Genomic DNA, 24,419 nt, shown 5'->3' on the forward strand with positions numbered 1-24,419 from the left:
CGCGCTAAAGGTGTCGCGACGTCGCGTCACCGGACGCCCGTGCCGCCGTCCTTGCCGGTGTCCTTGCCGATCCAGCCCAGGTGCGTGTGCGTGAACGCGTCGGCCAGCTTCAGGCCGTACCCGAGCGCGCGGTCGAGTCCCACGTGGAAGGCCCAGGCGAGCGCGATCAGAGCCAGCCACCGCGACAGCGTCGGGGCGCCGATACCGGCCGCGAGCGCCGCGACCGCCAGGCCCAGCGGCCAGACATAGGTGTGGACGGCGTTGTAGGTGACCGCGCCGGCGGCCGGCGACCGCAGGTACCCGACCATCGACAGGTCGAACGCCAGGAGGACAGCCAGGGGGAACCACCACAGTGCCGGCTCGATCGCGAGCGTCCCGGCGATCGCCACCGCGACCACCAGTCCGTTCTCGATCCGCTCGATCGTCGCCGGCCGCAGGCCGCCGCGCGCGACGCCGCCGGCGATGGTGCTCAGGTCCGTGTCACTCATGTGGCCATCGTCGCCGACCCCGCGCGCCTCCGCGTCGGTGATCGTCACGTACACCGAGCCTTCGACCGACGCGGGCGTGGCCGCGAGGGACGTGGCGGGCGACAACACCCGCCTCACGACGCCTCGGTCCCACCTCGCTCCCGCGGACGCAGCCTGACGGTCGGCAACGGTGGGGCAGGCAGCGCCCGCGGCTGCCCCGACGGGAAGGGACCGAACAGTTCCGGCGCTCCCGCGTCCCGAGGACCGGCGGGCTCGAACCCGAGCTCTGCCTGGTAGCGGCGGCGGAACTCGACGATCTCGTCGTGGTCGCGCCCGACGAAGTTCCACCACATCACGATCTGCTCGTCCCACGGCACGCCGCCCAGGAGGATGACCCGGCCGCCCGCGGCTCCCGCCGCGATGGTCAACGACTCCGACCCCGGCGGGAGGTAAGCCAGGGACCGGTGGCCGACGGCGGTCGAGCCGACCACGACGTCGTCGCTCTCGGCGAGCACGGCGTGCTCGAAGTCGGCTCGCACGTCCAGCCGCACGGAAGCGCCGGGGGCGAGGACCAGCTCGGCACCGAGCAGGTCGGGTGTGCGCGTGTCGACCGGCGAGGCCGAGTCCAGGAGCTCTCCGAGGAACACACGGGCCGTCGCCCCCGGCAGGGCCACGGGCTCCGGCGTGTACCGCACGAACCCGTTCGCGCCGTGACGGTTCTCCTCGGGTAGCGCGTACCAGAGCTGCACGCCGTGCAGCACGCTGGTCCCTGGGTCGCTGATCTCCTGATGGGTGATGCCACGCCCGGCGATCATCAGGTTGAGCGATCCCGGGACGACCGACGCCGCATTCCCGCCGGAGTCGAGGTGGTCCACGCTTCCCGTGAACAGCCAGGACACCGTGGCCAGCCCGGTGTGCGGGTGTCGTGGCACCAGCATGCCGCCGGTGTCGGCGACGTCGTCGGGGCCGAAGTGGTCCAGGAAGCACCACGCCCCGACCAACGACCGTTTCCGCTGAGGCAGCGTGCGATGCACGTTCATGGCGCGCGGTCCGCCGAGGGCGACGGGTCGCGCTTCGAGGACCTGGACGGCGGCGTGCGAGCCGCCGGGCCCGAGCACCTCGAGCTCGGGGCGCACGTCGAGGTTGGTCATCGGACGAGCCTTCCTTCGATGTCGCGGGGGCGCACCGGGTGGCCGCTGAGGATGGAGATCCTGTTGAACGCGTTGATGGCGACAGCCACCCATTCGGCGGCCACGAATGTCGCGTCACCGAGGGTCGATCGGGCGCTGGACAGCTCGGAAGCAGCAGTCTCACCGAGAGGGAGGACCGTCGCTGCCTCGGCCACGGCCAGCACCGCCCGTTCTCGGTCGTCGAACACCCCGACGTCACGCCAGCCCGGCAGCAGGTCGAGCTTCTGCTGCGGGACGCCCGCCTCTCTCGCCTCTCGGGAGTGGAGGTCCAGGCAGAACACGCAGCCGGTGATCTGCGACGCACGCACCTTGATGAGCTCGGACTCGTGCGCGAGGAGCCCTCGCTGCGAGGCCGCCTCACGGGTCGCCACCGAGAAGGCCACCAGCGCGCGCCACGCCCCCGGCATGGCCTTGTCCAGGTACGGACGCGTGGACGGTTCGGCGAGTTCACCCATGGTGGCACTCAAGACCGTGTTCCCTGCACAGGGTCAAGCGACCTGAACCGCCGGCCGGGTGAGCGGAGTTCCCGCCTGCTCGGTGCGAGCACCGAGGCGTCCGTCCACGCGTGCGTCCGCTGCCGAGGTGTGTCGCACCCGCCCTCGTTGGTAACGTCTCGCCGAGCACCCGTGCTCGGCATCGGGGGACGACGTCGACGTCCCCCGCCCAGTCCGTCCGATGCCGCGTGGCGGAGGGAGAGCAGTCGGTGCACCTCATCGGAAGGCAGTCGGAGCTCGAGACGGTCGAGCATGTCCTGGGCGAGGCATTCGCCGGGCGAAGCCAAGCGCTCGTCGTCCTGGGCGAGGCGGGCATCGGCAAGACGGCCCTGCTCGACCACGCCGCCGACGTCGCCGCACCGGCCGGGTTCACCGTTGTCCGCGCCATCGGGCACGAGTCCGAGCAGCAGCTGGCGTTCGCAGGGCTCCACCAGCTGTGCGCGCCGCTCATGGAGCACGCGCACGTGCTGCCCGCCCCCCAGCGGACCGCCCTGGACGTGGCGCTGGGCAGAGGGGCGGGCACGCCCCCGGACCTCTTTCTCGTCGGGCTCGCCACGCTCTCGTTGCTCGCCGAGAGCGCCGAGCAGCGGCCGCTGCTCTGTCTCGTGGACGACGGGTCGCTGCTCGACACCGCCTCGGCGCAGGTCATCGCGTTCGTGGCACGGCGGCTCGCCGCCGAGCGACTGGCGCTGATCATCGCCACCCGAGAGCTCTCCGACGAACGGGGATCGCGCTTCGCCGGTCTCCGTCCCCACACGATCCACCCCCTCGGGGACTCCGACGCCCGAGCCCTGCTGGCATCGACCGTCCGCACGCCGATCGGCGACGTCCTGAGAGACCGTGTGGTCGCCGAGGCTCGAGGCAACCCGCTCGCACTGCTCGAGCTCCCCCGGGCCACCAGAGCGAGCCAGCTGGCGAGCGAGCTGGCGGTGCCTGCGACGGCGCCTCGCCGTGTCGAGGAGGCCTATCGTCAGCGTGCTGCAGCGCTGCAGCGGGACACCCGACGGCTGCTGCTCATCGCCACGGCGGAGCCCACGGGCGACCCGACGCTGCTCTGGGAGGCCGCCGCGCACCTCGGCATCCGACCCGACGCCGCCGCTGCGGCGGAGGACGCCGGCCTGCTCGAGATCGGGTCGAGGGTGAGCTTCCCGCACCCTCTCGCTCGATCAGCCATCTACGGCGGGGCCCACCCGGACGACCGCCGCCAGGCGCACGACGCGCTCGCGCGTGCCGTCGGTACCCGGAGCGACCCCGATCGTCGCGCCTGGCATCGCGCGAACGCGATCCTCGGGACCGACGAGGCGGTCGCGGCCGAGTCGGTCGCCGCTGCCGAACGAGCGATCGCTCGCGGCAGCTTCGCGGACGCGGCGGCGTTGCTGGAACGGGCCACGGAGCTCACTCCCGAACCCAGCGCCCGGGCAGGGCGGGCGATCCTGGCTGCGCAGGCCATGCACGAGGCGGGCGCGCCGGACCAGGCGCTGCGTCTGCTGGCCGTCGCCGAGGAAGGCTCGCTGGACGGCCTCGATCGTGCACGGGTCACCCTGTACCGGGCGATGATCGACTTCGACACGACATCCGGGAACGGTGCTCCGGCTCGTCTCCTGGCGGCGGCCGAGACGCTCGCACCTCTCGACCCCGGCCGGTCTCGTGAGGCCTACCTGCTCGCCCTGAACAGCGCACTCGTCGTCGGTGGGGTGCCCGGCCACGTCGGCGCCGAGGACGTCGCCGCAGCCGCGAGGCATGCCCCGTCCCTGCCCGGCCCGCCCGAGCCGGCTGACCTCCTCCTCGACGCGCTGGTCAGCGCCTCCACGAACGGTCTCGCGGACGCCGTGACCGAGATCGGCGATGCGTTGTCGGCGTTCGAGCCGTACGACCCGGCCGGCGAGGGCCCGCTGCACGAACGCACCGGCCGGTGGCTCGTGCTCGCGGCCCGCAGCGCCGGCGCGGTGCTCGACGACGAGACGACCCACCGCCTGCTGCACCGCAACGTCGAACGCGTCCGTCGCGCCGGCTCCCTGACGGCCCTTCCCTCAGCGCTCGTCCATCTCGCGTGCATGCTGGTCCTCACAGGCGACTTCGAGAAGGCCGCGGACCTCGCCGCCGAGAGCAGAGCCGTCGCCCGGGCCACCGGCGTCGTGCCCCTCGCCTCCGCGGACCTGCTGCTCGCCGCGTGGCGCGGGCGTGAGGACGACGAGAGCCGGCCCTCGGCGACGTCCGACGCCGACGCCGACGGTGCGGCCGGCGGCGTCGCGCAGTACGCCCTCGCCGTGTCCCGCAACGCGAGCGGTGACTATGCCGGGGCCGCCGACGCCGCGACGCGCGCGAGCCGGTCGCCCGAGCTCTTCGTCCGCAGCCTCGCGCTCCACGAGCTGGTCGAAGGGTCCGTCCGTGGGGCGCGACGCGACGACGCCCGCCCTGCGCTGCACGAGCTCACGGTCCTGTCCTCCGCGTGCAGGACGCCCATGGCGCGCGGCCTCGCCGCCCTGGCTCAGGCGCTCCTCGTCGACGACAGCGCTGCCGACGCCGGCGCGGCCGAGGAGCACTACCGCGAGGCGATCGACCAGCTCGGCGCCACCCGTATGGCCGCGCACCTCGCGCGCGCTCACCTCCTGCACGGCGAGTGGCTGCGCCGTCGGGGCCAGCGGCACGCTGCGCGCAAGCGGCTCCGTACAGCGCACGAGTCCTTCGTCGCCATGGGAGCCGAGGTGTTCGCCGAGCGAGCTGCGCGTGAGCTCCGTGCGACCGGGGAGCACCCGCGAGCACGCGGCGCAGGGCCGTCCACGGCGCTGACGGACCACGAACGTCACATCGCACGGCTCGTGGCGGCCGGCGCGACGTCCCGAGAAGTCGCCGCCGAGCTCTTCCTGAGCCCTCGCACGATCGAGGCCCACCTGCGCAACATCTACCGCAAGCTCGGCATCACCTCCCGTCGCCAGCTCCGGGAGCTGCTCTGAGGCGGTGCCCTGTCCTCGACCGACGGGCAGGCCTTGACACTGTGGTGGGCACACACCGTCGACTGGGGATGTGAGGTGCACCACACCCCCGGTGCACCCCCGACCGAAGGAGCATCGTGCCCGCACCGACCGTCGTTCTGGTGCACGGAGCATTCGCCGACTCGTCGAGCTGGAACGAGGTCATCGCCCGGCTGGACGAGGACCACGTGCCGGTGGTCGCCGTGGCGAACCCGCTGCGCGGCCTCGCCGAGGACGCGCGCTACCTGTCGGACGTCCTCGACGCCGTCCCGGGAGAGGTCGTCCTCGTCGGGCACTGCTACGGCGGGATGGTCATCACCGAGGCCGGCACGCGCGAGACCGTCACCGCGCTGGTCTACGTCTCGGCCTTCGCCCCGGACCACGGCGAGAGCGCCGACGAGCTCTCCCGCCGGTTCCCGGGGAGCACGCTGCGCGACACGGTCGCGGGCTACCCGGTCCGCACGAGCGGGAGGGAGCTCGTCGTGCGTCGCGAGGCGTTCGCCGCGCAGCTCGCGGCCGACGTCCCAGCGGCGCTCTCCGCCGCGATGAGCGCGGCGCAACGCCCGGTGGCCGAGAGCGCGCTGTCGGACGTCCTCGTGAGCGCCGTCCCCGCATGGCGGACCCGTCCGAGCTGGTTCGTCTACGGCGACGCGGATCGCACCATCCCCACCGCAGCGCTGCAGCTCATGGCCGACCGGGCCGACGCCGCCGTGCGGCGGGAGATCTGGGACGGGTCGCACGCCCTGGAGGTCTCGCGCCCCGACGCCGTCGCGGACGTCATCCTGGACGCCGTGGACGCCGTCGCGCGCAGGCCGTTGTAGCGTCACGACCATGCACACCGTCGAGAAGGCCGAAGCGCTGAAGGCGCTCCACGAGGCCCCCGAGATCCTCCGCGTCGTGAACGTCTGGGACGCGATCAGCGCCCGGGCGGTCGCCGACCTGCCCGGTACGCACGCGATCGCCACCGCCGGGCACTCCATCGCCGCGAGCCACGGGTTCGCGGACGGCGAGATCCCCTTCGACGTCGCGCTGTCCGCCGTGGCGCGGATCGTTGAGGCGACCGACCTGCCGGTGACCGCCGACCTCGACGCTGGGTTCGGCGACCCGGGCGAGTCGGTCCGGCGCGCGATCGGTGTCGGCGTCGTCGGCGCGAACGTCGAGGACCGCCTCGTGCCGCGGCCGGAGGCGGTGGCGAACGTGGAGGCCATCGTGCGCGTGGCCAAGCAGGAGGGCGTGCCGTTCCAGCTCAACGCGCGCACGGACGCGCTGGTGCGCGGAGGTGACCGGCCGCTGTCCGAGAGCCTCGACGACGCCGTCGACCGCGGCCGGGCGTTCCTCGATGCCGGCGCGAGCCTCGTCTTCGTGCCCGGAAAGCTCGACCGCGAGTCGACCCAGCACCTCGTCGCCGGGCTCGGCGAGCGCCGGCTCAGCGTCATCGGCGTGCCCGGGGCGCTGACCGCGTCCGAGTACGAGGAGCTGGGCGTCGCCCGCGTGTCCTACGGACCGCTCACGCAGCGGGTCGCCCTGCGGGCGCTGCGGGACCTGGCCACGGACCTCTACGGCGACGGGGTCGTCCCCGCCGACACGCCCGCGCTCAACTGAGGCCTCCCAGACCTGGGAGCCGAGCATGCTCCGACGGCCTGGCCGGACGGCCGGACGGGCCGTCAGGGTCTGCTCGGCGGCGCTGTCAGCGCGGCAGCGCCGCAGCAGCGGCGACGACGCTGTTGACGATGACCGCCGTGACCGTGCGGGTGACCGCCTTGGCGGAGGCCTCTGCTCCCCAGCTGCCCTCGGTGAGCTCCTCGGCGCGAGCGATCACCGGCGAGGTCCACGGGATGTCGCGGTCGAGCTGGGGCATGGTGCCGCTGCCGTAGAGCAGGGCGGCGAGCGCGGCGGTGCGTGGGGTCGGTTCGACACGGTCGACGAGCACGGCCCGCACCTCGCCGAGCACCCGCGCCCTGCGGCCGCTGTCGCCCTCCTCGAGGACCGACGACGTGAACAGGCCGAGCGCCTTGCGGGTGCGCCGGTGCAGGTCGCCTCGGTCGACCAGCCGGTCCAGCAGCGGCTGGCGCAGCGACGGGCCCGTGGCCGCCAGGACGGTCTGCACCCCGCGGGCCTTGCCCGCGACGTACTCCCAGCTCGTCCGCAGGAGCGGGTCCGCGGGCGGCCGGTCGCCGACGGCTCCGACGACCAGCGACCCCGTCCGGCCCGTCGAGGTCTGCACGTGCTCGCCGAGGCTCAGGTCGGCGAGGACCGCGCCGGCCAGGACGTAGTACAGGGTCCCCTCGCCGGCGATGGTGCCCGAGCCGGGCTGGAACAGCAGCAGCAGGAGGTCTTCCGCCAGGGTCGGCTCGCCGGGGAAGCTCGCGCTGTCGGTGGTCTGCGGTGCTGTCACCGGCGCGGGCCGCGCGTCGTCCGGGTGCTCAGTCGTCATCAGTCGTGTCCTTCACCTCGTGCTCGGGCAGGTTCTGCTCGAGCTCCTTCGCCAGGGCGTGGGCGCGCCCGATGACGTCGAGCTGCGCCGGGTTGTACAGGTCGTGCAGGGCGTCGGCCATCGTCTGTGCGGTGAACGACGGGTCCTTGGCCAGGTGCGCCGCCGGATCGGTCAGCCAGGGAAAGTCGCGGTTGTTGCGCACGATGGTCGCGGCCAGCCGGTCCACCAGCCCGCGCCGGGTGACCTCGTCGGCGTCGGCGGGCAGCTCGTCGAGCTCGGCGCCGACGCCGTCGGTGTCCGCCGCCACGAGCTTCTGGATGTCGGCCAGCGCCGACTCGTCGTAGAGCTGGGTGTAGATGTGGACGATGGACCGGTCCGCCTCCGAGAGCCGGGTCGCCACCGACTCGAAGCCGGCCGGGATGTCCGCGGGGGCGTCGTCGCGCAGGATGACAGCGAGGTCCGCCCGCGCCTTCTCCAGCCGAGCGATGCCCTGCTGCAGCTCCGTGTCGAGCGCGCGCAGCACCTCCGGGGTGCTGTCGGTCCGGGCACTGACGTCACCGATCTGGGCGAGCGGCACACCGAGGCCGACGAGACGCCGGATGCGGAGCAGGGTCACCAGGTGCTGCACGTCGTACTGCTTGTAGCCGTTGTACCGGCGCTCGGGCTCGTCGAGCAGGCCGGTGCGGTGGTAGTGACGGATGGTGTTCACCGTCGTGCCCGCGCGCTCGGCGAGCTCTCGGGTGCTCCACGGCATGTCGGCTCCTCTCGTGCGGCCGAGCGACGGGCGGTTCCCGGCGACAGGGGGGGCCGGCGGTGGAGGGCAGCCGGGGGCCACCCTCCACCGAGGTGTCACTCGCCCAGAAAGGACTTCAGGGCGTCGTTGACCTCGTCGCCGTGCGTCCACAGCAGTCCGTGCGGCGCGCCGTCGACCTCTACGTAGGTGGCGTCCGGCAGCGCCTGCCGGAACCGACGCGCGGTGGCGTCGATCGGCAGGATGTTGTCCTTCGTGCCGTGCAGGATCATGGTCGGCTTGCCAGCGGCACGCACCGCCTCGACGTCGGTCCGGAAGTCCTCGATCCAGGCCGGGACGACGGCGTAGGCGGCCACCGGGGCGCTGCGGACGGCGACGTTCCAGCTGGCCGAGACCACCTCAGGGCTGATGAGCGAGCCGAGCGTCTCGTCCAGGTTGTAGAAGTTCTTGAAGAACTCCGTGTACCACGCGTACCGGTCGTCCTTGGCGGCCGCGGCGATGCCGTCGAAGACGTCCTGCGGCACCCCCTCGGGGTTGTCGTCACGCTGGACGAGGAACGGCTCGAGCGACGCGAGGAACGCCAGCTTGGCGACGCGCTCGTGACCGTGCCGGGCGACGTAGCGGGCCAGCTCGCCGGTACCCATCGAGAAGCCCACCAGCACGACGTCGCGCAGGTCGAGGGTCTCCAGCACGGTGCTCAGGTCCACGGCGAAGGTGTCGTAGTCGTAGCCGTGGTGCACCTTCGAGGACTGGCCGAACCCGCGCCGGTCATAGGTGATCACCCGGTAGCCCTGGTCCAGCAGCTCCCGGGTCTGACGCTCCCAGCTGTGTCCGTCGAGGGGGTAGCCGTGGATCAGCACGACAGGCTGCCCGCTGCCCTGGTCCTCGTAGTACAGCTCGACGGGCGTGCTGTTCTCGTTCCCTACGGTGATGTAGCCCATGCTCCTGGTCCTTTCGGTTCCCGGCCGGCAGAGGGACGGCCGCTGCTCCCAGTAGATGCCGTGTGGCAACAACACGGTCAAGCCCTCACGGCGTCCCGCTCACCAGGCTCGCTCGGCGGCGCGCACCTCTCCGCTGCCGACGGCGGCCACCAGCTCGGCGTGGTCGGCGTGCGTCTGCTCGGCATAGGCTCGACCGAACCCGAGGATCCCGTCCGCGAAGGCGGCACCTCGGCCCATGTAGCCGGCGATGGCGGCCGGGTCGCCGCTGCGCGCGTGGGACTTGGCCAGGGCGTGCCCGCAGGCGTAGGCGAACTGCGGCAGGTAGCCGGAGATCTGGTCCCCTCGCGGGATGATCTTCATGTCACGGAACTGGCGCACGTAGTAGTCGAAGCCGTCGACGCGGAGATGGCCGAGGAAGATGTCGCTGGCGGTCTGCATGAGACGTTGGCCGACCACCACGCGTTCGCCGTGGTTCGAGAACTCGCTCGGACCGAGGAACTCCTCGTACACCGACGCCGTGGCTTGCTTCACCTGGGAGAACAACGGCTGCTGCCCGCTGTCGCCCTCCAGCAGGTGGAGCCAGACGCGCATCCCGACGCTCCCCACGCCGACGACCTGGCGGACGGAGTCGACCCGGGTGAAGCGGCTGACGAGGCGGCGCAGGTGGGGCGGGATGGAGGCGAGGTACGTGTCGTAGAGCTGCTCGTAGGCGGCGACCTGTTGCTCCCGGCTCAGTCCGTCGTCCACCCGCTTCATCGGGTCCCGGAGGATCCGGCGACGCCCGCCCTCCTCGGTCGCGAGCTGCTGGGCCGCCCCGTGGTGGGTCCGCTTCCTGGACTGCTTCTCGATGAGGCGGACGGCGGCCTCGGCGTGCTGCGAGGACAGCCGCTTCAGCGGCACGTCGGGCGGGATCCGGTCGTACCAGACGTCCAGCTCCCCCATGCGGGCGTACCGGCGCATCGCCGTGCGGTATCCCTCCACGGCGGCGGCCGCCGAGCTCTCGCCGCACCCCGCAGCGAGCCGTTCCGAGACGGCGAGGACGTGGACGCTGGTCACGAGGCGCTTCAGGTCCCACTCGAACGGGCCCGGGAGGGTCTCGTCGAAGTCGCGCGCGTCGAACAGCAGCTGCCGTTCCGGCGACGCCCAGAAGCCGAAGTTCAGGACGTGCGCGTCACGGCACATCTGGACGTCGAGCCCCGAGCGGGGCGCGGCCGCGAGGTCGGCAGCCATCACGGCAGCCGCACCGCGCAGGTAGGCCCACGGGGACGACGCCATCCGCGCGTACCGCAGCGGCAGCAGCCGCGGGTCGCGGACCGCCTCCTGCGCACGCAGCCGGTCGAGGGGTCTCTGGTCGCGCACCCGCGGGTCCCAGTCGGCCGCCCGCCGACGCGGCGCCCGCTTGCGTGCGTCACGGCCGTCCTGCGCCGTCGCGCTGACGCGGTCCGAGGAACGCGCCCGGGGCTTCACCTCGGCGCTCATGCGTCGTCCGCCCGACCGGCGAGCGCGACGTCGCGCGCGCCGACCTAGCCCCGGACGACCGGGACCTCGTCGATGACGTCCACGACCGTGACCCGGCCGCCGTCGCCCGGGTCCGGGTCCGGCACGATCACCTCGGGGTCGACCAGGTAGACGTCGCGACCGTCCAGGGTGAGCCGGCGCACGAGCTCGAGGAGCATCCGGCGGGCGACGTCGTCGATCGAGTAGACCGCGGAGACGTCGACGACAACGCGTGGTTCGGCCGGCGGGCTGTCGATGACCTCGCGGACGAACCGTTCCGCCCCGGCGAAGCGGATACCGCCCTGCAGCCGCAGGACCCGGACCGCGTCGCCCGCGCTGCCGCGGGCACGGTGGGACCGCACGACCGCACGCGCGGCGGGCGGCACCTCCATCAGGTGCAGCCCCATGTCCGTGGTGAACCGCTCGAACAGCGACACGCCACGGACGCTGTTGCCGTGCGCGTCCAGCCGGGGCGAGAACGTCGCGATGCCGAGCTGGCCCGGCAGCGCACCGATGAGCCCGCCGGCGACGCCGCTCTTGGCGGGGATGCCGACCTGCGTGGCCCAGTCCCCCGCGGCGTCGTACATCCCGCAGGTGGCCATGACGCTCAGCACCTGCCGGACCACCCGCTCGCCGACCACCCGCCGACCCGAGAGCGGGTTGACACCACGATTGGCCAGCGTGGCGGCCATCATGGACAGGTCCTGCGCCGTGACGAGCACCGCGCACTGGCGGAGGTAGCCGTCCACCACGCCGCGAGGGTCCTCCGTGAGGATCTCGTGGCTGCGCAGCATGTGCGCGATCGCCAGGTTCCGGTGCGCGTGCTCCATCTCCGAGGCGCACGTCGCCTCGTCGACCCGCAGCCGACGGCCCGCGAACGCCGAGAGACCGTCGATCACACGCTCCACCCTGCCGGCAGGGTCGGATCCCTCCGGGCCGGTGAGCGCGTGGGCCGTCATGGCGCCGGCGTTGATCATCGGGTTGAGCGGGCGTCCGGTCCCGTCCTCGAGGGAGATCTCGTTGAACGCCTCGCCGGACGGTTCGACCCCGACCTTGGCCAGGACGGGTCCGAACCCACGGTCGGACAGCGCCAGCGCGTACGCGAACGGCTTGGAGATCGACTGGATGGTGAACTCCGCCTCGACGTCGCCCGCGCCGTAGACCTGACCGTCGATCGTGGCGAAAGCCGCGCCGAGGCGGTCGGGGTCCGCCGCCGCGAGCTCGGGGATGTAGCTCGCGGTCTCGCCGGAGTCGTCCGCCGCGACGTCGGACAGCGCGCCTTCCAGGTAGTCGGGGATCATCGACCGCATATGCTCTCCTCCCCCGCTGCGCGATCCCGTGCAGCCGCCGACGTCACGCTGTGCCGCGGCACGGCGTCCTGCAGGACAGGTGGGCGGTCACGGCCGGTGCCGGACGGCGAGGGTCACCGCGGACAGGTCCGCGCGTGTCGGCTCACGGAACGCCCCGCCCGCAGCGACGAACTCCTCGCCGTGCCGGGCGAGGTGGCGGCCGAACAGCGGGCAGACGGGCACGATCGTGAGGCCGCGACGGATGCTGTCCGCGAGCGCCTCCTCGAGCAAGATCTTGGCCAGGCCGCGTCCGGAGAAGTCCTGGTCGACCTCGGTGTGGAAGACGATGCGCTCGCGGTCCGCGTCCGGAAGGTCGACGAACTCCGCCCGGCCGGCGACGGGTCCGTCGTCGACCGTGATCGTGTAGGCGCTGACGGGGTCGGCGATCTCGACCCCGACCGCGACCCTCGTGCCCGTCCTGTCCGTCAGTGACTCAGTCATGCGACGACCCTCTCCTCAGCGCGCTTCTCGCGGTGTGCCCGGCACGGACCAGGTGCCGCACCATCGGCGCGTCACCGTCGGCCGAGCGCCCAGTGGACACCGTGTGGTGGGAACACGGTCAACCGGACCTCACGGACTCCCGGTCGCGCGGCCCGTCGGCCGGCTCCACGGCCACCGGGCCGGTCAGGGCACGAAGGTTCTCGGCGTCGACGTTCGCCCCGAAGGCAGGGGTACCAGGTTCGAGGCGAGCACCCGTGGCCAGGTCGCCGAGCGCGACCGCGTCGAATCCGAGGGCGTCGACCAGCTCCGACGCCGCGGTGACGTCCGCCGGCGCGTCACCGGCGACGGCGATCGCCTTGCGCCCCGGCCCCGCGGGTCGGGCCCCGTCCTCCAGGTCGTGGTAGCCCATGTGGTTGAACGCCTTGACCACCCGCGCGCCCGTCAGGAACTGCTGGACGAGCTCGCTGGAGGAGAGTCCGGGTGGCACGACCGCGTCCCGAGGGCCGTCGATCTCCCACCAGTGGTTCATCGCGTCGACGACCAGCTTGCCCTCCAGCTCCCGTGCCGGGAGGTCGCGGTACCTGCTGAGCGGCAGGGCGAGCACGACGACGTCCGCGGCCGCTGCGGCCTCGGCGGACCAGACCGGCCGGGCACCCGGGGTGAGGACCTCCGTGGTCAGGACGATCTTCTCGGGGTCGCCGGAGCCGGAGATGAGGACCCGGAGCCCTGCGGCCACGGCCAGTCGGGCCAGGACGGTTCCCACCTTCCCGGCGCCCAGGATCCCGATCGTCGTGGTGGCGGGGCTCATCGTGCCGCTCCCGCCGCGGTCTTCGGGGCCTCGGCCAGGAGCTCGCGCACCCGGGGGATCACCTGGGTGCCGTAGAGCTCGACCGAGCGCAGCCGTGCGGTGGCGGACACGGTGCCGGCCGCGGAGTAGATCATGTCGAACCGGCCCGCATCGAGCGCACGGACCGCGTGGGCGATCTTGGCAGCGACGGTCTCGACCGACCCGACGTACAGCGATCCGCCCTCCACCTCGTCGTCGAACTCCGCCCTGCGCAGCGGCGGCCATCCGCGCAGCGCACCGATCCGGTCGCGGATCTCCCGGTACCCGGGGTAGAACAGCTCCTTGGCCTCCTCGTCGGTCTCGGCGACGAAGCCGGGCGAGTGCATCCCGACCGGCTGCGGGCTGGTGCCGAGCTGCTCGTGGGCGCGCTGGTACAGGTCGACGTAGGGCGCGAACCGGTCGGGCGCCCCGCCGATGATCGCGAGCATGAGCCGGAACCCGTAGGTGGCGGTGCGGAGCACCGACTGCGGTGTCCCGCCGACGCCCACCCACGTCTGGAGCCGGCCCGACTCGGTCTTCGGGAAGACGTCGGCCGCGTGCAGGGCCGGTCGGGTGGTTCCCTCCCAGGTGACCGGCCGCTCGTCCAGGAGCCGGTTGAAGAGGTTGATCTTCTCCTCGAACAGGACGTCGTAGTCCTTCAGGTCGTAGCCGAACAGCGGGAACGACTCGGTGAACGAGCCCCGGCCGAGGATCACCTCGGCGCGACCGTGGGACAGCGCGTCCACGGTGGCGAACCGCTGGAAGACGCGCACCGGGTCGTCCGAGGACAGCACCGTGACCCCGGAGGCCAGCCGGATGCGCTGGGTGGCGGTCGCGATACCGGCCAGCACGGTCTCCGGGCTGGAGATCGCGTACTCCGGCCGGTGATGCTCACCGAGCGCGATCACGTCGATGCCGACCTGGTCGGCGAGCACCGCCTCTGTCACCGCCGCACGGATCGCCTGGGCGTGGGAGACGACCTCGCCCCGGTCGTCCCGCGGCCGGTCGCCGAAGCTGTCGATGCCGAACTCGATCTGCGAGACGTCCATGGTCTGCCACTCCTTCTCGGTGAGGTCGCGCCGTGGCGCATATGATTTACATGTCAACAACCGAGGAGGGTCCATGAATAGTCCAGGGCGTCGCCGACCGGTCCCCACGCACGAGGAGCTCGCGGCCTGGCGCGCGTACATCGAGACCTCCGAGATCGTCCGCGCCCGTGTCGAGGCCCGGCTGCACGAGGACTCGGGGCTCTCCGGCGGGGACTACCGGGTGCTCCTCGCACTGAGCGAGGCGGACGGCCGGGCGATGCGATCCTCCGAGCTCGCCGCGCACATCGAGTGGGAACGCAGCCGCCTGTCCGGTCACCTCGGGCGCATGGAGCGACGGGGCCTGGTGCGTCGCGAACCGTGCGCGGAGGACGCCCGCGGCTCGCGGGTCGTGCTCACCGACTCCGGCGACCGCGCCTTCCACGCCAGCACCCTGCCGCACCTTCGCGCGATCAAGGAGGTCTTCGTCGACGCGCTCACCCCCGAGCAGCTCGACCACCTGCGCGACGCCGCGGCAGCGGTGCGCCGCCACCTCCGGCTCGCCGACGGGACCTGAGCCGCCCGCCTCTAAGGGGACCGTCCGAGAGAGCCGGGTCGTCGCAGCCCTTGACACGGTCCTCACCACAGAGTTTGTGCTGGGTGGATCACCCACCGCATCGAGAGATCGGACGATCGCCCGTCAGGAGCATGACGCGTCCCGTCGGGCGGACCGGAGTCGGCTCGTCCCGATCGACGAGAGGAACGAGGTCCCACCATGGCGTTGCCCCGTCAGCATGTTGCCATCATCACCGGCGCCGGGAGCGAGCACGGCATCGGCTTCGCCGCGGCCCGTCTTCTCAGCGCCGCAGGGATGCGTGTGGTCGTCACGTCGACGACGGACCGCATCTTCGATCGCGTCGACGAGCTGCGCGCCTCAGGCGGCGAGGTGCAGGGAGTCGTCGCCGACCTCAGGGAGCAGAGCGGTGTCGACGCCGTCGTCACCCGTGCGGAGACCGCCTACGGGAGTGTCGACGTGCTCGTCAACAATGCCGGCATGACGTCGGTGTCCGATCGGGACCCGGCCGCCGCGGTCGCTCGCTGGCACGCGTCGCTGGAACGCAACCTGACCACGACGTTCTTGATGATCCGCGCGGTGGTCGGAGGCATGCAGTCCGCCGGCTACGGCCGGATCGTCAACGTCTCGTCCGTGTCGGGACCGGTTGCCGCCTATCCGGGCGACGTCGCCTACCACGCGGCGAAAGCAGGAATCGTCGGGCTCACTCGAGCGGTGGCGATCGAGACGGCGTCGAGCGGTGTCGTGGTGAACGCCGTCGCGCCGGGTTGGATCGACACGGCGTCCGCATCCGACCACGAGCGCGCCATGGGCGCGGCGACCCCCGTCGGGCGCTCCGGTACCTCCGACGAGGTCGCCCACGCGATCGCCTTCCTCGCCGCGGACGGCGCGTCCTACATCAGCGGCCAGCTGATCACCGTCGACGGAGCCAACTCGGTCAGCGAGGAGCGCGGGCTCTAGGGCCCTCGCGGAACGACAAGGACGAGACCACCCGCCGACACCGTCCGAGCGGAGCACGCCTCGGTGTCCACGAGACACGCAGCCCGATCGACCTCACTTGCTGTCGATGCGGCCGATCGGGTCGGTGCTGCCCTTCAGCACGTCGCGAGCAGCGGGCCAGTGGTCACCCTCGCCCCGCAGAGCCGTCCGAAGGTAGGCAGTGCTCATCCGCTGGACGACCGCGACCCGACCCGGATCTTCGTCAGTGGTCTCGGCGACCTCATACCCGACGATCCCGCCCAGAGAGTGTTCGGCACCGTAGAGAGTGAGGAGGTCGGTGGCACCCGGGCTGTGCGTGTACGGGTCGGTGAACCAGTCGGGTCCGCGGCTGGACATCTTGGACTGGTCACGGTCGCCGGCGACGACAAGCGTCGGCGTCGTCAGCTCACCGAACGAGGGGCGCATGAACGGGAAGTTCTCCTGCGCGAACGGGGCGAGGTGATCACCGGCGACACCGGTCGCGGCGAACAGGATCCCTGCAGTCACACGAGAGTCCGACCTGTCGCGACCGACGCGACCCCCCTCGTCGAAGATCCGCGCGCCCAGGAGCGACTGCGCCGTCTGGGCGCCCCACGAGTGCCCGGTGACACCGACGCGGCTGGTGTCGACGCGGCCGGCAAGGCCGGGAACAGCGGACACGACGGTGTCGATCTGGTCGAGGATGCGCGTGAGATCCGCGATCCGCTCGGTCCAGATGCTGGGAAACACCGGGTGGTCGAAACCGAACCCGTTCCGGCGCGAGTCCAGGTGCGTGGGCTGGATGACGACGAACCCGCGGGAGGCCCAGAAGGCCGTCAGCGGCGCGTACCCGTCCAGATTCCATCCGTTGCCGTGAGAGAACAGCACCACGGGAAGGTCCATGCCGCTCGCCGGGGCCGACACACGCACCTCGAGCGGGACCGGCCGACCCGGAGCGAGGAGCGCGACGGGAGCGACGGAGACGACAGGGGCGCCCGGGCCGACGGCGGCTTCGAGCGAGTCGACGAGCGACGAGTTCATGAGTACTTCCTTCCGGATGGCTCCGACTCTGGGATACTGATAACGGAGCGACGATCCGTAACTTTACGGAACGCTGCTCCGAAACGCAACCAGTGCGTCGCCGCACGAGCGAGGAGGAAAGTTGGCCACGACTCAGAGCGAGCCTCGGCGCAGTCCGCGGTCCCGGCAGGTGGGCCGTCCGCGCCGGAGCGAGGAAGCGCTCCTCGACGCGGCGGCTACCGTGTTCGTCGCCTCCGGAGTCGACGCACCCGTCCGCGAGATCGCGGCGCAGGCCGGGGTCGGCATCGGCACGATCTACCGCCACTTCCCCACCCGGGCGGACCTCGTGGTCTCCGTGTTCCGGCACCAGATCGAAGCGTGCGCAGACGCCGGCCCACGACTGCTGGCGGAGGAAGCGGCGCCCGAGACGGCCCTCCGGGCATGGGTGACCCTGTTCGTGGAGCTCCTGGTCACCAAGCACGGGCTCGCCGACGCACTGCAGGGGGACAGAGCCGGATCCGACGCTCTGCACACCTACTTCGTCGACCGCCTGGTCCCCGTGTGCGCGTCGCTCCTCGACGCTGCGCTCGAGCCCCTGGGCTCAGCGACGCAGGTGGACGCGTACAACGTCCTCAAGGGCATCGGAAACCTCTGCATCGGTGCGGCGGCCGACGACCGGTACGAGGCCGAGGTAGTAGTACAGCTCCTCGTCACGGGCGTGCTCGCGCCACCACCGGAGCTCCCCTGACGACCGGCACCGTTCGTGCCGAGTCGGAACCGTCCGCATCGGCTCGTCGACCGGATCAGGAAGGTTCCACCGACACGACGGAGGCCTGACGTAGGTGTCGCCCGCCATGGGCGGAGGAAGAACCAGTGAGTTCCACCGATGCGAGGGCGTGGCCGGTGCGGCGAGCGTGATCACATGACGTGGAGCACACGTGAACTCGCAGACCTCGCAGGCACGACGGTCAACACCGTTCGGCACTACCACGCGCTCGGGCTTCTCGATGAGCCCTCACGCAGGTACAACGGGTACAAGCAGTACCGAGTACCCCATCTGGTCCGACTGCTGCAGCTCCGGCGTCTCGCCGAGCTCGGCGTTCCGCTCGCGCAGATCGGTGCCCAGGGCGGGAACAGCCTGAGGGACGCTCTGCGAGGCCTCGACGCCGCGCTGCAGGAGGAGATCGAGCGGTCCCGGCGAGCGCGAGCCGACATCGCGGCCATCCTGCACGCCGGCGCACCGGTCGACACGCCCCCTGGGTTCGAGCCTCTCGCGTCACGGCTGTCCGAGACCGACCGCGCTCTGATCCACATCTGCACACAGCTCTACGACCACGATGCGGTGGCGCACCTGCGCAGAATGGTGACGGCGGAGCCTCCCGCGATCAGCGCGCAGCTCGCCGCGCTGCCCCCCGACGCGAGCGACACGATCCGAGAGCGCTTGGCGGTGGAGGTCGCGCGCAGCGGCGCGAACTGGCGCTCCGCCACGTGGCCCTGGCTCCACGCCGCTGCCAAGCAGACACTGGTGCAGGCGCTGGCCGAGCTCTACAACCCCGCGCAGCGCGACGTGCTCAGCCGCGCTGCGGCCGCCGTGCACGAGCAGCCGGCTGCGGCGGATCGACGGAGGGCGAGCTAGGAACGGCCGCACCGAGCACGTTCACCTGCACCGGAGCTCCTCCGCCACCGCGTCCGTGGACGGGTCGTCCCGCTCAGGGAAGCAGTACGTCCTTGAGCTGTCGGCGAGAGGTGATGCCGAGCTTGCGGAAGATGTTGCGAAGGTGGGCTTCGATCGTGCGGGGGCTGAGGAACAGCTGTGCGCCGGCTTCTCGGGAGGTCGCGCCCGTGGCGACGAGTCGCGCGACGTGCAGCTCTTGCGCGGTGAGGGCGTCGGTGGGCCGGGCGTTGCGCTTGCGTGGATGCTCGCCGGTGGCGAGCAGCTCGCGGGCGGCGCGCTGCGCGAACGCTTCCGCACCCATGTCGGACAGCAGCTCGTGGGCGGTACGAAGCTCTTCGCGGGCGTCCAGGCGGCGGCCCTCGCGGCGCAGCCACTCGCCGTAGACGAGGTGCGTGCGGGCGAGATGGGCAGTCATCGTGCTGTCGCCGAGCTGTCCGATGCTCTCGCGATAGTGCTCCTCGGCGGGGCGACCCGAGGTGACCAACCCTCGTGATCGGGAGGCGAGTCCCAGCGCCCACGGAGTGCCGCTGGCTCGGGCTCTCGAGTCGAGCTCGTCCAGTGCCTCCAGCGCCGCCTCCGGATGGCCGGCACGGCACGCCGCCTCGACGAGCTCCGGCAACGCCAGATTGCTGGGGTTCAGCGCGTCGGACCTGCGCGCTCGCGCCGCAGACTCCTGCGCGGCGGCATACTTGCCCAGTCCGTTGTGCAGCACCGCCAACGCGTACTGCGCGAGGGGCACCTCGGTACCGCGCTCACCGTCGGCAACGGCCCGGGCGACGGTCGTGTGGATCTCCACGGTCTCGTCGAGACGGCCGCGCCAGGCAGCCAGGACGAGCTGTGCGTGGGGCAGGGGGACGGCGCCGGTCGCGGCGGCGATCGCTGACTGCTCGGCAGCCAGCTCACCGGCGCGCTCGAGCTCCCCGCTCAGCGTCATCGCGATGGACTGGAACAGGAGCGCGGCGGGGAGGGTCACGAGCTCACCGGCATCACGAGCGAGTCGGACGTGGCGCGTGGCCAACGCATGGAGGCTCTCGTCGTCGAAGAGCACGCTCGCGGTGCGGCTGGCGTGCGACAACCAGCGGCGATCGTCGTCACCCGGCACGCTGCCGGCGCCGAGCTCGTCAGCGCGAAACGCTTCCAGTGCCCGGCGCAGTGCGGGCTCACCCGCCGCGTAGCCCCGGGTGAAGGTCGTCACCATCCCGTCGAGCAGGAGGTCGGACGGCCCCGGCGGCTCAGGTGCGGGCGGTGCCGCGCGCGCTGCGTCCGCCACCTCACGCACGCCGTGGCCAGGGCCCCCGCCCGTGATGATCGCGGCATCGAGAGCGTGGAGATAAGTCTCACGGGCCAGCGCCACGTCGTGGGGCGTGAGCATCCTTGCCGCGTCCAGCAGCATCCGAGCCGCGTCACCGTGTCGCGTCAGGTGGAACTCGATCCGCGCGCGCAGCAAGGCGAGGCGCGCTCGCTGCAAGGCGTCCAGCGGTCCGGCGTCGACCAGCGTCAGCAACTCCCGAGCGTCCTTGGACGCTCCCGCCTCGTGCAGGGTGTCGGCGGCCTTCAGCGCGCGGGTCGTACGGCACGCTGACGACGGGGTCAGCTCGAAGGCGTGTTGCAGGAACGACGCTGCGGCGGCCATACCCCCGCGGGCACGAGCTCGATCGGCTGTGCGCTCCAGCTCTGCCGCGACGTCCTCGTCGGTGCCCATCACCGCCTGCGCGCGGTGCCACGCGCACCGGTCCGGGTCGCGCTGCGGGTCGGTGGCGGCGGCCAGTGCGGCGTGGGCGCGGCGACGCTCCGAGGGTGTGGCCGTTCGGTAGACCGCCGAGCGCACCAACGGGTGACGGAACCGCACTCGGGTATCGACGTCCAGCAGGCCGACCTCTTCCGCGGGTGCGGCCGCCTCGGCGGGGATCCCCAGCTCGTCGGCCGCGCGCCACAGCGTCACTGCGTCCCCGGTCGGCTCGGCCGCGGCCACCAGCAGCAGACGCTGTGTCTCCGTCGGCAGGTCTCGCGAGCGTTGCCGAAAACCCTCCTCGACGCGGCGGGGGACGCTCATCGCGTCCGGCAGCCCGAATCCGCCGGCCAGCTGCGCCAGAGGCGCGCTGCGAGGCAGCTCCAGCAGCGCCAACGGGTTGCCGCGCGCCTCGGCGACGATCCGGTCGCGCACCCTGTCGTCGAGCGGAGTGTGCACCGCTGCGGCGAGCAGGTCTTGTGCGTCGGTCTCACCGAGCCCGTCGAGACGGATCTCAGGCAACCCGGCGAGCGGCTGGGCCGCGCTCCTGGTGTGGTCGCGAACTGCGAAGACCAGCGCGACGCGTTCGGCCGCGAGGCGCCGAGCCACGAACGCCAGAACCTGCGCGGACGCCTGGTCCAGCCACTGCGCATCGTCGACGAGAGCCACCAACGGCCTGTCCTCAGCCACCTCGGCCAGCAGGTTGAGGGTCGCCAACCCGACCAAGAACTTGTCCGGCGTCGCACCCCCGTGCAGCCCGAGCGCTACCCCCAGAGCGACCTGCTGCGGGTCCGGCAGGGCCCCCACACGATCCCACAGCGGTGCGCACAACTGGTGCACGCCGGCAAACGCGAACTGCGTCTCGGACTCCACACCCACCAGAAGCTCGACCCGGAACCCTGCCGATGCCGCGGTGTGCCGGGTGTGCTCCAGCACCGCCGTCTTCCCGATGCCTGCCTCGCCACGCACCACCAACGCCCTGCTCCGCCCGGCTCGCACCTCGGTGAGCAGGTGCTCGACGGCCTCGCGCTCGGCGCGTCGGCCCAGAAGGTCCACCAGGTTCGCCCCCTTCCGCGGGCAGGCGCCGGACTAGGTGATTATGACCGATGCGAACCGCAGCCGCCACGGTGCCTGCAGGGGCGGGACAGGCACGAGCGGCGAGAGCACCGGGTCTTCCACCGACGCGAGAACAGCGCGACCTGAGCGAGCCTGATGACACCCGCAGAACCCAGGGGGAACCAGTCTGCCGGAGATCTTCGGCCCGTGGATCGGGCTCCTCGGACCGGGAGGCGGCCGCACCGCTGGGCCACCGGCGCCTGTGGACACGAAAAGGAATGGCCCGATGCCCGCTTCGCGAGTCCTCGACGTCGAACGTCTCACGGTCGCCTCCGGGGAGGTGACCGACGAGTTTCTGCTCGGCCTCGCAGGGATCGCAGCGACCCTCGTCGGCACCTTCATCGTGGCCGTGTTCTTCTACCTCGACTCGGCGCTGCACCGATCCCGCGGCGCCGCGGGCAGCGCGCCGGACCAGTACATGCGGGCCGGCGCCCGGTGGGTGCTGATCGCCTACAGCCTGCCCCTCTTCGTCGCCCTCGCCCTGGCCGGCGCGGAGCCCGTCTGGGGGGCTGTCGCGTTCCTCGTCTTCGTAGCGGCACTCGTGGTCGCCACCGTCGACACCACCCGTCGGATCGTGAAGAAGGGCGCGACGAGGAAGTCCCCTGCGCTGGCTGCGAACGAGATCTGCACCTCGCTCGCGGTGGCGGCGCTGGCTGTCCTGCCGTGGGTCCTCGGCGGTTGGATCCCGTCGCCGAGCGACTTCGTCCCCTCGATGCTCCTCGCCCTCGCCATCGGCTTCACCAGCACGGCGATGGTCATCATGTCGGTCTTCGACGCGGCGAGGCTGTCGGCACCTGCTCCGGAGCCCGCGGCGCCGTCGTGGGGCTCGGCGACCCGTCGCAGGCGCCGGCTATGACGAACTGGAGAGGCGGTCCAGACCGGAAGCACGACCGGATGCTTGATCACGCATCAGTCACCCCTGGTGGCTGACGACCGTATCGATCGCTCGAGGACCCGAGACGTTCGTCGACGAGCTGCGCGGTGGAAGCGCGACGGTGTCGCCCACGACATCGATCGCGACCTTGCCCCGGAGCACGTACAACTGCCTGTTCTCCAGGAGCTCGTGGGCCTCACCCGTCCGGGCGAGCGGGAGGGCAGCGCCGATGACCGGCTGCACGAGACCGCGCTCGACCAACGTCGTGAGCGCGTCCAGCTTTCCTCGGTTCTGTCGGGTGAAGACGAAGTGGTAGGCGGCGTTGACGCCCCACGCCTCGATAAGGTTCTGCGGCTGCGCGAGGTCGACGATGCTGACGACGCGTGCAGAGTCGGCGAGCGTCAGCGGGCTTCGTGTGAGCGTGTCGCCACCGATGGTGTCGAAGACGACGTCGACCCCCTTGCCTCCGGTCATCTCGGCCACGGCCTCGACGTAGTCCGTCGAGGTGTAGTCGATGGTCGCGTCGGCTCCGAGGGAGCGCACGAACTCGTGGTCGCCCGCCTTCGCGGTGGTGAGCACGCGTGCGCCCATCGCCTTCGCGACCTGGATCGCGATCGTGCCGACGCCGCCCGTGCCGCCATGGATCAGGGTGGTCTCCCCCACGGTGAGCCGAGCTCGCGTCACCAGCGCCTCCCAGACCGTTCCACCGACGAGAGTCAGGCTCGCCGCCTCCAGGTGACTGATGTTCGCCGGCTTGCGACCGACGAGGTCGACGTCGACGACGTGCTGCTCGGCGTAGGAGCCGGGGCCACCGAAGATCTGGGGCGTGTAGTAGACCTCTTCCGTGTCCGCACCGTCGACGAGCACGGCCCGGTAGCTCGCCCCTGGAAGCGGTGCACCACGACGTCCTGACACTGCTCGCCGCAGTACCAGTCCTGTGCCGCCGCCGCGTCCGGGAACTGCAGCACGACGACGCCCTCGACGGGAGGTCCCTCCAGCACCTCGTGCGTGCCGTAGTCGACCAGGACCCGCACGTCGTGGCCGGCGAACGTGCCGTCGGCGAGCTCCGCGTAGCGGTCGAGGGCCTGCTGATCGTTCGTGGCCTCCCGCTGGAACAGGATGTAGGCGCTCATGCGTCAGGCCTTTCGTCTTGCCTGGGCCTTGCCCCGAGCCTGCGGCTCCACGTGTTGCCTTCGCATCGGTGAAGTACACCGACAACTCCCGACGTGGTGTGCACCGGCTTCCGTGGAGCCTCGAGCCCGCGCGGCCGGCGACGCACGTCTTGACCCTGTGGTGGCAACACGTCGTCTGCTTGAGCGGGGCCGGGCACCCGGCCAGATCGGAGAGAGTCATGGATCCCGTCGAGGAGCTCGTTCGCACCTTCCAGGAGCTCGTGTCGCAAGTTCCCGAGCCCGTCCAGCCGTTCGTCGTGATGCTCGCCGCGGCGGTCCCGTTCATCGAGGGCGAGGTCGCGGCGCTGATCGGCGTGGTGGGCGGTCTCCACCCGGTCGTCGCGGGCCTCGCCGCTGCCGCCGGCAACTTCCTGTGCGTGCTGGTCGTGGTGCTCCTCACCTCACGGGCGCGCACTGCCGTGATCCGGAGCCGGTCGCGGGCGAACCCCGCCGTCGCGGGCAAGGGCACCGCGGTGGCGGTCGAGGAGATCTCGGCCAGGCAGGAGTCGAAGGGACGCCAGCGCTTCAAGAAGTGGCTCGTACGCTTCGGCGTGCCGGGGGCGAGCATCCTCGGACCGCTTGCGATCCCGACGCAGATCACGTCGGCGCTGCTCGTCTCCGGAGGGACCCCGCGCGGCTGGGTGCTGCTGTGGCAGGCCGTCGCGATCGTCCTCTGGACCGCTCTGGCGACGGTCTCCGCCTGGGCCGCACTGACTTTCGTGGTCGGCGTGTAGGCGATCACCCCTGGCTGGGGGTGAAGCGTCCCAGGATCGATGTCGCTCTCATCGCAGCCGTACCGGCCCGCGGGGAAGCACGAGCCCTGGGTGACGACCCTGACCCTCGACCGGACGACGCTGTCGCGCCGGGAACGACAGAGGGCCTCCCGGTGGTGGACCCGGGTGGCCTTCGACAGAG

Annotated in this window: 23 protein-coding genes and 2 pseudogenes; 9 read left to right on the forward strand and 16 right to left on the reverse strand. The window is 71.8% G+C overall.

What is annotated here, in order from left to right; all coding sequences use genetic code 11:
- Positions 1-26: 26 nt before the first annotated feature.
- From UQW22_RS15575 to UQW22_RS15585, 3 genes are all read right to left on the reverse strand, one after another.
- Positions 27-488 carry a DUF4260 family protein gene (locus UQW22_RS15575; protein WP_407317981.1) on the reverse strand — a complete coding sequence of 154 codons (462 nt, stop codon included), beginning with the start codon at positions 486-488 and terminating at the stop codon, positions 27-29.
- A gap of 113 nt (positions 489-601) precedes the next feature.
- Positions 602-1,618 (reverse strand): pirin family protein, encoded by a 1,017-nt coding sequence (locus UQW22_RS15580; protein WP_407317982.1) that lies wholly within the window; start codon positions 1,616-1,618, stop codon positions 602-604.
- Entirely contained in the window at positions 1,615-2,112 is a 498-nt protein-coding gene (locus tag UQW22_RS15585) for a carboxymuconolactone decarboxylase family protein (protein ID WP_407317983.1), read from the reverse strand. Before UQW22_RS15585 ends, UQW22_RS15580 begins: the two co-directional genes overlap by 4 nt.
- Positions 2,113-2,360: 248 nt before the next feature.
- Here UQW22_RS15585 and UQW22_RS15590 point away from each other — a divergent pair, with 248 nt between their 5' ends.
- From UQW22_RS15590 to UQW22_RS15600, 3 genes are all read left to right on the forward strand, one after another.
- The gene (locus UQW22_RS15590) at positions 2,361-5,105 is read left to right on the forward strand and encodes an ATP-binding protein (RefSeq protein ID WP_407317984.1); all 2,745 of its coding nucleotides are present in this window, start codon (positions 2,361-2,363) and stop codon (positions 5,103-5,105) included.
- Between the two features lie 116 nt (positions 5,106-5,221).
- Complete coding sequence (locus UQW22_RS15595; RefSeq protein WP_407317985.1) at positions 5,222-5,944, forward strand: alpha/beta fold hydrolase; 723 nt, start codon at positions 5,222-5,224, stop codon at positions 5,942-5,944.
- A gap of 10 nt (positions 5,945-5,954) precedes the next feature.
- Positions 5,955-6,725, forward strand: a complete 771-nt coding sequence (locus tag UQW22_RS15600; RefSeq protein WP_407317986.1) for an isocitrate lyase/phosphoenolpyruvate mutase family protein — start codon at positions 5,955-5,957, stop codon at positions 6,723-6,725.
- A gap of 85 nt (positions 6,726-6,810) precedes the next feature.
- On the opposite strand, the gene UQW22_RS15605 is transcribed toward UQW22_RS15600, so the two are convergent.
- From UQW22_RS15605 to UQW22_RS15640, 8 genes are all read right to left on the reverse strand, one after another.
- Positions 6,811-7,557 (reverse strand): GPP34 family phosphoprotein, encoded by a 747-nt coding sequence (locus UQW22_RS15605; protein WP_407317987.1) that lies wholly within the window; start codon positions 7,555-7,557, stop codon positions 6,811-6,813.
- A complete protein-coding gene (locus UQW22_RS15610) occupies positions 7,547-8,311 on the reverse strand; it encodes a MerR family transcriptional regulator (RefSeq protein WP_407317988.1) in 765 nt (254 codons plus the stop codon). The genes UQW22_RS15605 and UQW22_RS15610 overlap by 11 nt, the downstream gene beginning before the upstream one ends.
- Positions 8,312-8,406: 95 nt before the next feature.
- Positions 8,407-9,249, reverse strand: coding sequence for an alpha/beta fold hydrolase (locus tag UQW22_RS15615; RefSeq protein ID WP_407317989.1), 843 nt, complete (start codon positions 9,247-9,249; stop codon positions 8,407-8,409).
- A 99-nt stretch (positions 9,250-9,348) separates the two neighbouring features.
- Positions 9,349-10,728: a DUF2252 domain-containing protein gene (locus UQW22_RS15620; protein ID WP_407317990.1), complete on the reverse strand. Its 1,380-nt coding sequence runs from the start codon at positions 10,726-10,728 to the stop codon at positions 9,349-9,351.
- A 44-nt stretch (positions 10,729-10,772) separates the two neighbouring features.
- Positions 10,773-12,056 carry a glutaminase gene (locus tag UQW22_RS15625; protein WP_407317991.1) on the reverse strand — a complete coding sequence of 428 codons (1,284 nt, stop codon included), beginning with the start codon at positions 12,054-12,056 and terminating at the stop codon, positions 10,773-10,775.
- An 87-nt stretch (positions 12,057-12,143) separates the two neighbouring features.
- Positions 12,144-12,536, reverse strand: coding sequence for a GNAT family N-acetyltransferase (locus UQW22_RS15630; RefSeq protein WP_407317992.1), 393 nt, complete (start codon positions 12,534-12,536; stop codon positions 12,144-12,146).
- A 118-nt stretch (positions 12,537-12,654) separates the two neighbouring features.
- Positions 12,655-13,344 (reverse strand): NADPH-dependent F420 reductase, encoded by a 690-nt coding sequence (locus tag UQW22_RS15635; RefSeq protein WP_407317993.1) that lies wholly within the window; start codon positions 13,342-13,344, stop codon positions 12,655-12,657.
- A complete protein-coding gene (locus tag UQW22_RS15640; RefSeq protein ID WP_407320834.1) occupies positions 13,341-14,411 on the reverse strand; it encodes an LLM class flavin-dependent oxidoreductase in 1,071 nt (356 codons plus the stop codon). The genes UQW22_RS15635 and UQW22_RS15640 overlap by 4 nt, the downstream gene beginning before the upstream one ends.
- A gap of 73 nt (positions 14,412-14,484) precedes the next feature.
- Here UQW22_RS15640 and UQW22_RS15645 point away from each other — a divergent pair, with 73 nt between their 5' ends.
- Both UQW22_RS15645 and UQW22_RS15650 read left to right on the forward strand, forming a co-directional pair.
- Positions 14,485-14,964: a MarR family winged helix-turn-helix transcriptional regulator gene (locus UQW22_RS15645; protein WP_407317994.1), complete on the forward strand. Its 480-nt coding sequence runs from the start codon at positions 14,485-14,487 to the stop codon at positions 14,962-14,964.
- A gap of 198 nt (positions 14,965-15,162) precedes the next feature.
- Positions 15,163-15,921 (forward strand): SDR family oxidoreductase, encoded by a 759-nt coding sequence (locus UQW22_RS15650; RefSeq protein ID WP_407317995.1) that lies wholly within the window; start codon positions 15,163-15,165, stop codon positions 15,919-15,921.
- 93 nt (positions 15,922-16,014) lie between these two features.
- Here UQW22_RS15650 and UQW22_RS15655 read toward each other — a convergent pair whose 3' ends face one another.
- A complete protein-coding gene (locus UQW22_RS15655; RefSeq protein ID WP_407317996.1) occupies positions 16,015-16,959 on the reverse strand; it encodes an alpha/beta hydrolase family protein in 945 nt (314 codons plus the stop codon).
- Between the two features lie 121 nt (positions 16,960-17,080).
- Here UQW22_RS15655 and UQW22_RS15660 point away from each other — a divergent pair, with 121 nt between their 5' ends.
- Together UQW22_RS15660 and UQW22_RS15665 are read left to right on the forward strand one after the other, a co-directional pair.
- Entirely contained in the window at positions 17,081-17,686 is a 606-nt protein-coding gene (locus UQW22_RS15660) for a TetR/AcrR family transcriptional regulator (protein ID WP_407317997.1), read from the forward strand.
- Between the two features lie 174 nt (positions 17,687-17,860).
- Positions 17,861-18,574, forward strand: a complete 714-nt coding sequence (locus UQW22_RS15665) for a MerR family transcriptional regulator (RefSeq protein ID WP_407317998.1) — start codon at positions 17,861-17,863, stop codon at positions 18,572-18,574.
- 73 nt (positions 18,575-18,647) lie between these two features.
- On the opposite strand, the gene UQW22_RS15670 is transcribed toward UQW22_RS15665, so the two are convergent.
- Both UQW22_RS15670 and UQW22_RS15675 read right to left on the reverse strand, forming a co-directional pair.
- Positions 18,648-20,666, reverse strand: a complete 2,019-nt coding sequence (locus UQW22_RS15670; RefSeq protein WP_407320835.1) for a LuxR C-terminal-related transcriptional regulator — start codon at positions 20,664-20,666, stop codon at positions 18,648-18,650.
- Between the two features lie 261 nt (positions 20,667-20,927).
- Positions 20,928-21,416: pseudogene (locus UQW22_RS15675) on the reverse strand (ATP-binding protein); the annotation flags it as partial.
- Between the two features lie 268 nt (positions 21,417-21,684).
- On the opposite strand from UQW22_RS15675, the gene UQW22_RS15680 reads away from it, so the two are divergent.
- Positions 21,685-22,314 (forward strand): hypothetical protein, encoded by a 630-nt coding sequence (locus UQW22_RS15680; RefSeq protein WP_407317999.1) that lies wholly within the window; start codon positions 21,685-21,687, stop codon positions 22,312-22,314.
- Positions 22,315-22,371: 57 nt separating this feature from the next.
- On the opposite strand, the gene UQW22_RS15685 is transcribed toward UQW22_RS15680, so the two are convergent.
- Both UQW22_RS15685 and UQW22_RS15690 read right to left on the reverse strand, forming a co-directional pair.
- Positions 22,372-23,199 (reverse strand): zinc-binding dehydrogenase, encoded by an 828-nt coding sequence (locus tag UQW22_RS15685; RefSeq protein ID WP_407318000.1) that lies wholly within the window; start codon positions 23,197-23,199, stop codon positions 22,372-22,374.
- 35 nt (positions 23,200-23,234) lie between these two features.
- Positions 23,235-23,465, reverse strand: a pseudogene (locus tag UQW22_RS15690) (DUF1330 domain-containing protein); the annotation flags it as partial.
- Between the two features lie 218 nt (positions 23,466-23,683).
- On the opposite strand from UQW22_RS15690, the gene UQW22_RS15695 reads away from it, so the two are divergent.
- Complete coding sequence (locus UQW22_RS15695) at positions 23,684-24,238, forward strand: small multidrug efflux protein (RefSeq protein ID WP_407318001.1); 555 nt, start codon at positions 23,684-23,686, stop codon at positions 24,236-24,238.
- Positions 24,239-24,419: the final 181 nt, after the last annotated feature.

The sequence above is a fragment of the Isoptericola halotolerans genome, from assembly GCF_045689585.1.
GTDB classification, from domain to species: domain Bacteria; phylum Actinomycetota; class Actinomycetes; order Actinomycetales; family Cellulomonadaceae; genus Isoptericola; species Isoptericola halotolerans_B.

Bases quoted from the DNA above. Each gene is read 5' to 3' on its own strand.
- UQW22_RS15630 (WP_407317992.1), bottom strand. From the start codon at position 12,536: ATGACTGAGTCACTGACGGACAGGACGGGCACGAGGGTCGCGGTCGGG.
- UQW22_RS15600 (WP_407317986.1), top strand. From the start codon at position 5,955: ATGCACACCGTCGAGAAGGCCGAAGCGCTGAAGGCGCTCCACGAGGCC.
- UQW22_RS15645 (WP_407317994.1), top strand. From the start codon at position 14,485: ATGAATAGTCCAGGGCGTCGCCGACCGGTCCCCACGCACGAGGAGCTC.
- UQW22_RS15695 (WP_407318001.1), top strand. From the start codon at position 23,684: ATGGATCCCGTCGAGGAGCTCGTTCGCACCTTCCAGGAGCTCGTGTCG.
- UQW22_RS15625 (WP_407317991.1), bottom strand. From the start codon at position 12,056: ATGCGGTCGATGATCCCCGACTACCTGGAAGGCGCGCTGTCCGACGTC.
- UQW22_RS15640 (WP_407320834.1), bottom strand. From the start codon at position 14,411: ATGGACGTCTCGCAGATCGAGTTCGGCATCGACAGCTTCGGCGACCGG.
- UQW22_RS15650 (WP_407317995.1), top strand. From the start codon at position 15,163: ATGGCGTTGCCCCGTCAGCATGTTGCCATCATCACCGGCGCCGGGAGC.
- UQW22_RS15680 (WP_407317999.1), top strand. From the start codon at position 21,685: ATGCCCGCTTCGCGAGTCCTCGACGTCGAACGTCTCACGGTCGCCTCC.
- UQW22_RS15580 (WP_407317982.1), bottom strand. From the start codon at position 1,618: ATGACCAACCTCGACGTGCGCCCCGAGCTCGAGGTGCTCGGGCCCGGC.
- UQW22_RS15585 (WP_407317983.1), bottom strand. From the start codon at position 2,112: ATGGGTGAACTCGCCGAACCGTCCACGCGTCCGTACCTGGACAAGGCC.
- UQW22_RS15635 (WP_407317993.1), bottom strand. From the start codon at position 13,344: ATGAGCCCCGCCACCACGACGATCGGGATCCTGGGCGCCGGGAAGGTG.
- UQW22_RS15605 (WP_407317987.1), bottom strand. From the start codon at position 7,557: ATGACGACTGAGCACCCGGACGACGCGCGGCCCGCGCCGGTGACAGCA.
- UQW22_RS15665 (WP_407317998.1), top strand. From the start codon at position 17,861: ATGACGTGGAGCACACGTGAACTCGCAGACCTCGCAGGCACGACGGTC.
- UQW22_RS15575 (WP_407317981.1), bottom strand. From the start codon at position 488: ATGAGTGACACGGACCTGAGCACCATCGCCGGCGGCGTCGCGCGCGGC.
- UQW22_RS15620 (WP_407317990.1), bottom strand. From the start codon at position 10,728: ATGAGCGCCGAGGTGAAGCCCCGGGCGCGTTCCTCGGACCGCGTCAGC.
- UQW22_RS15610 (WP_407317988.1), bottom strand. From the start codon at position 8,311: ATGCCGTGGAGCACCCGAGAGCTCGCCGAGCGCGCGGGCACGACGGTG.
- UQW22_RS15655 (WP_407317996.1), bottom strand. From the start codon at position 16,959: ATGAACTCGTCGCTCGTCGACTCGCTCGAAGCCGCCGTCGGCCCGGGC.
- UQW22_RS15615 (WP_407317989.1), bottom strand. From the start codon at position 9,249: ATGGGCTACATCACCGTAGGGAACGAGAACAGCACGCCCGTCGAGCTG.
- UQW22_RS15670 (WP_407320835.1), bottom strand. From the start codon at position 20,666: ATGAGCGTCCCCCGCCGCGTCGAGGAGGGTTTTCGGCAACGCTCGCGA.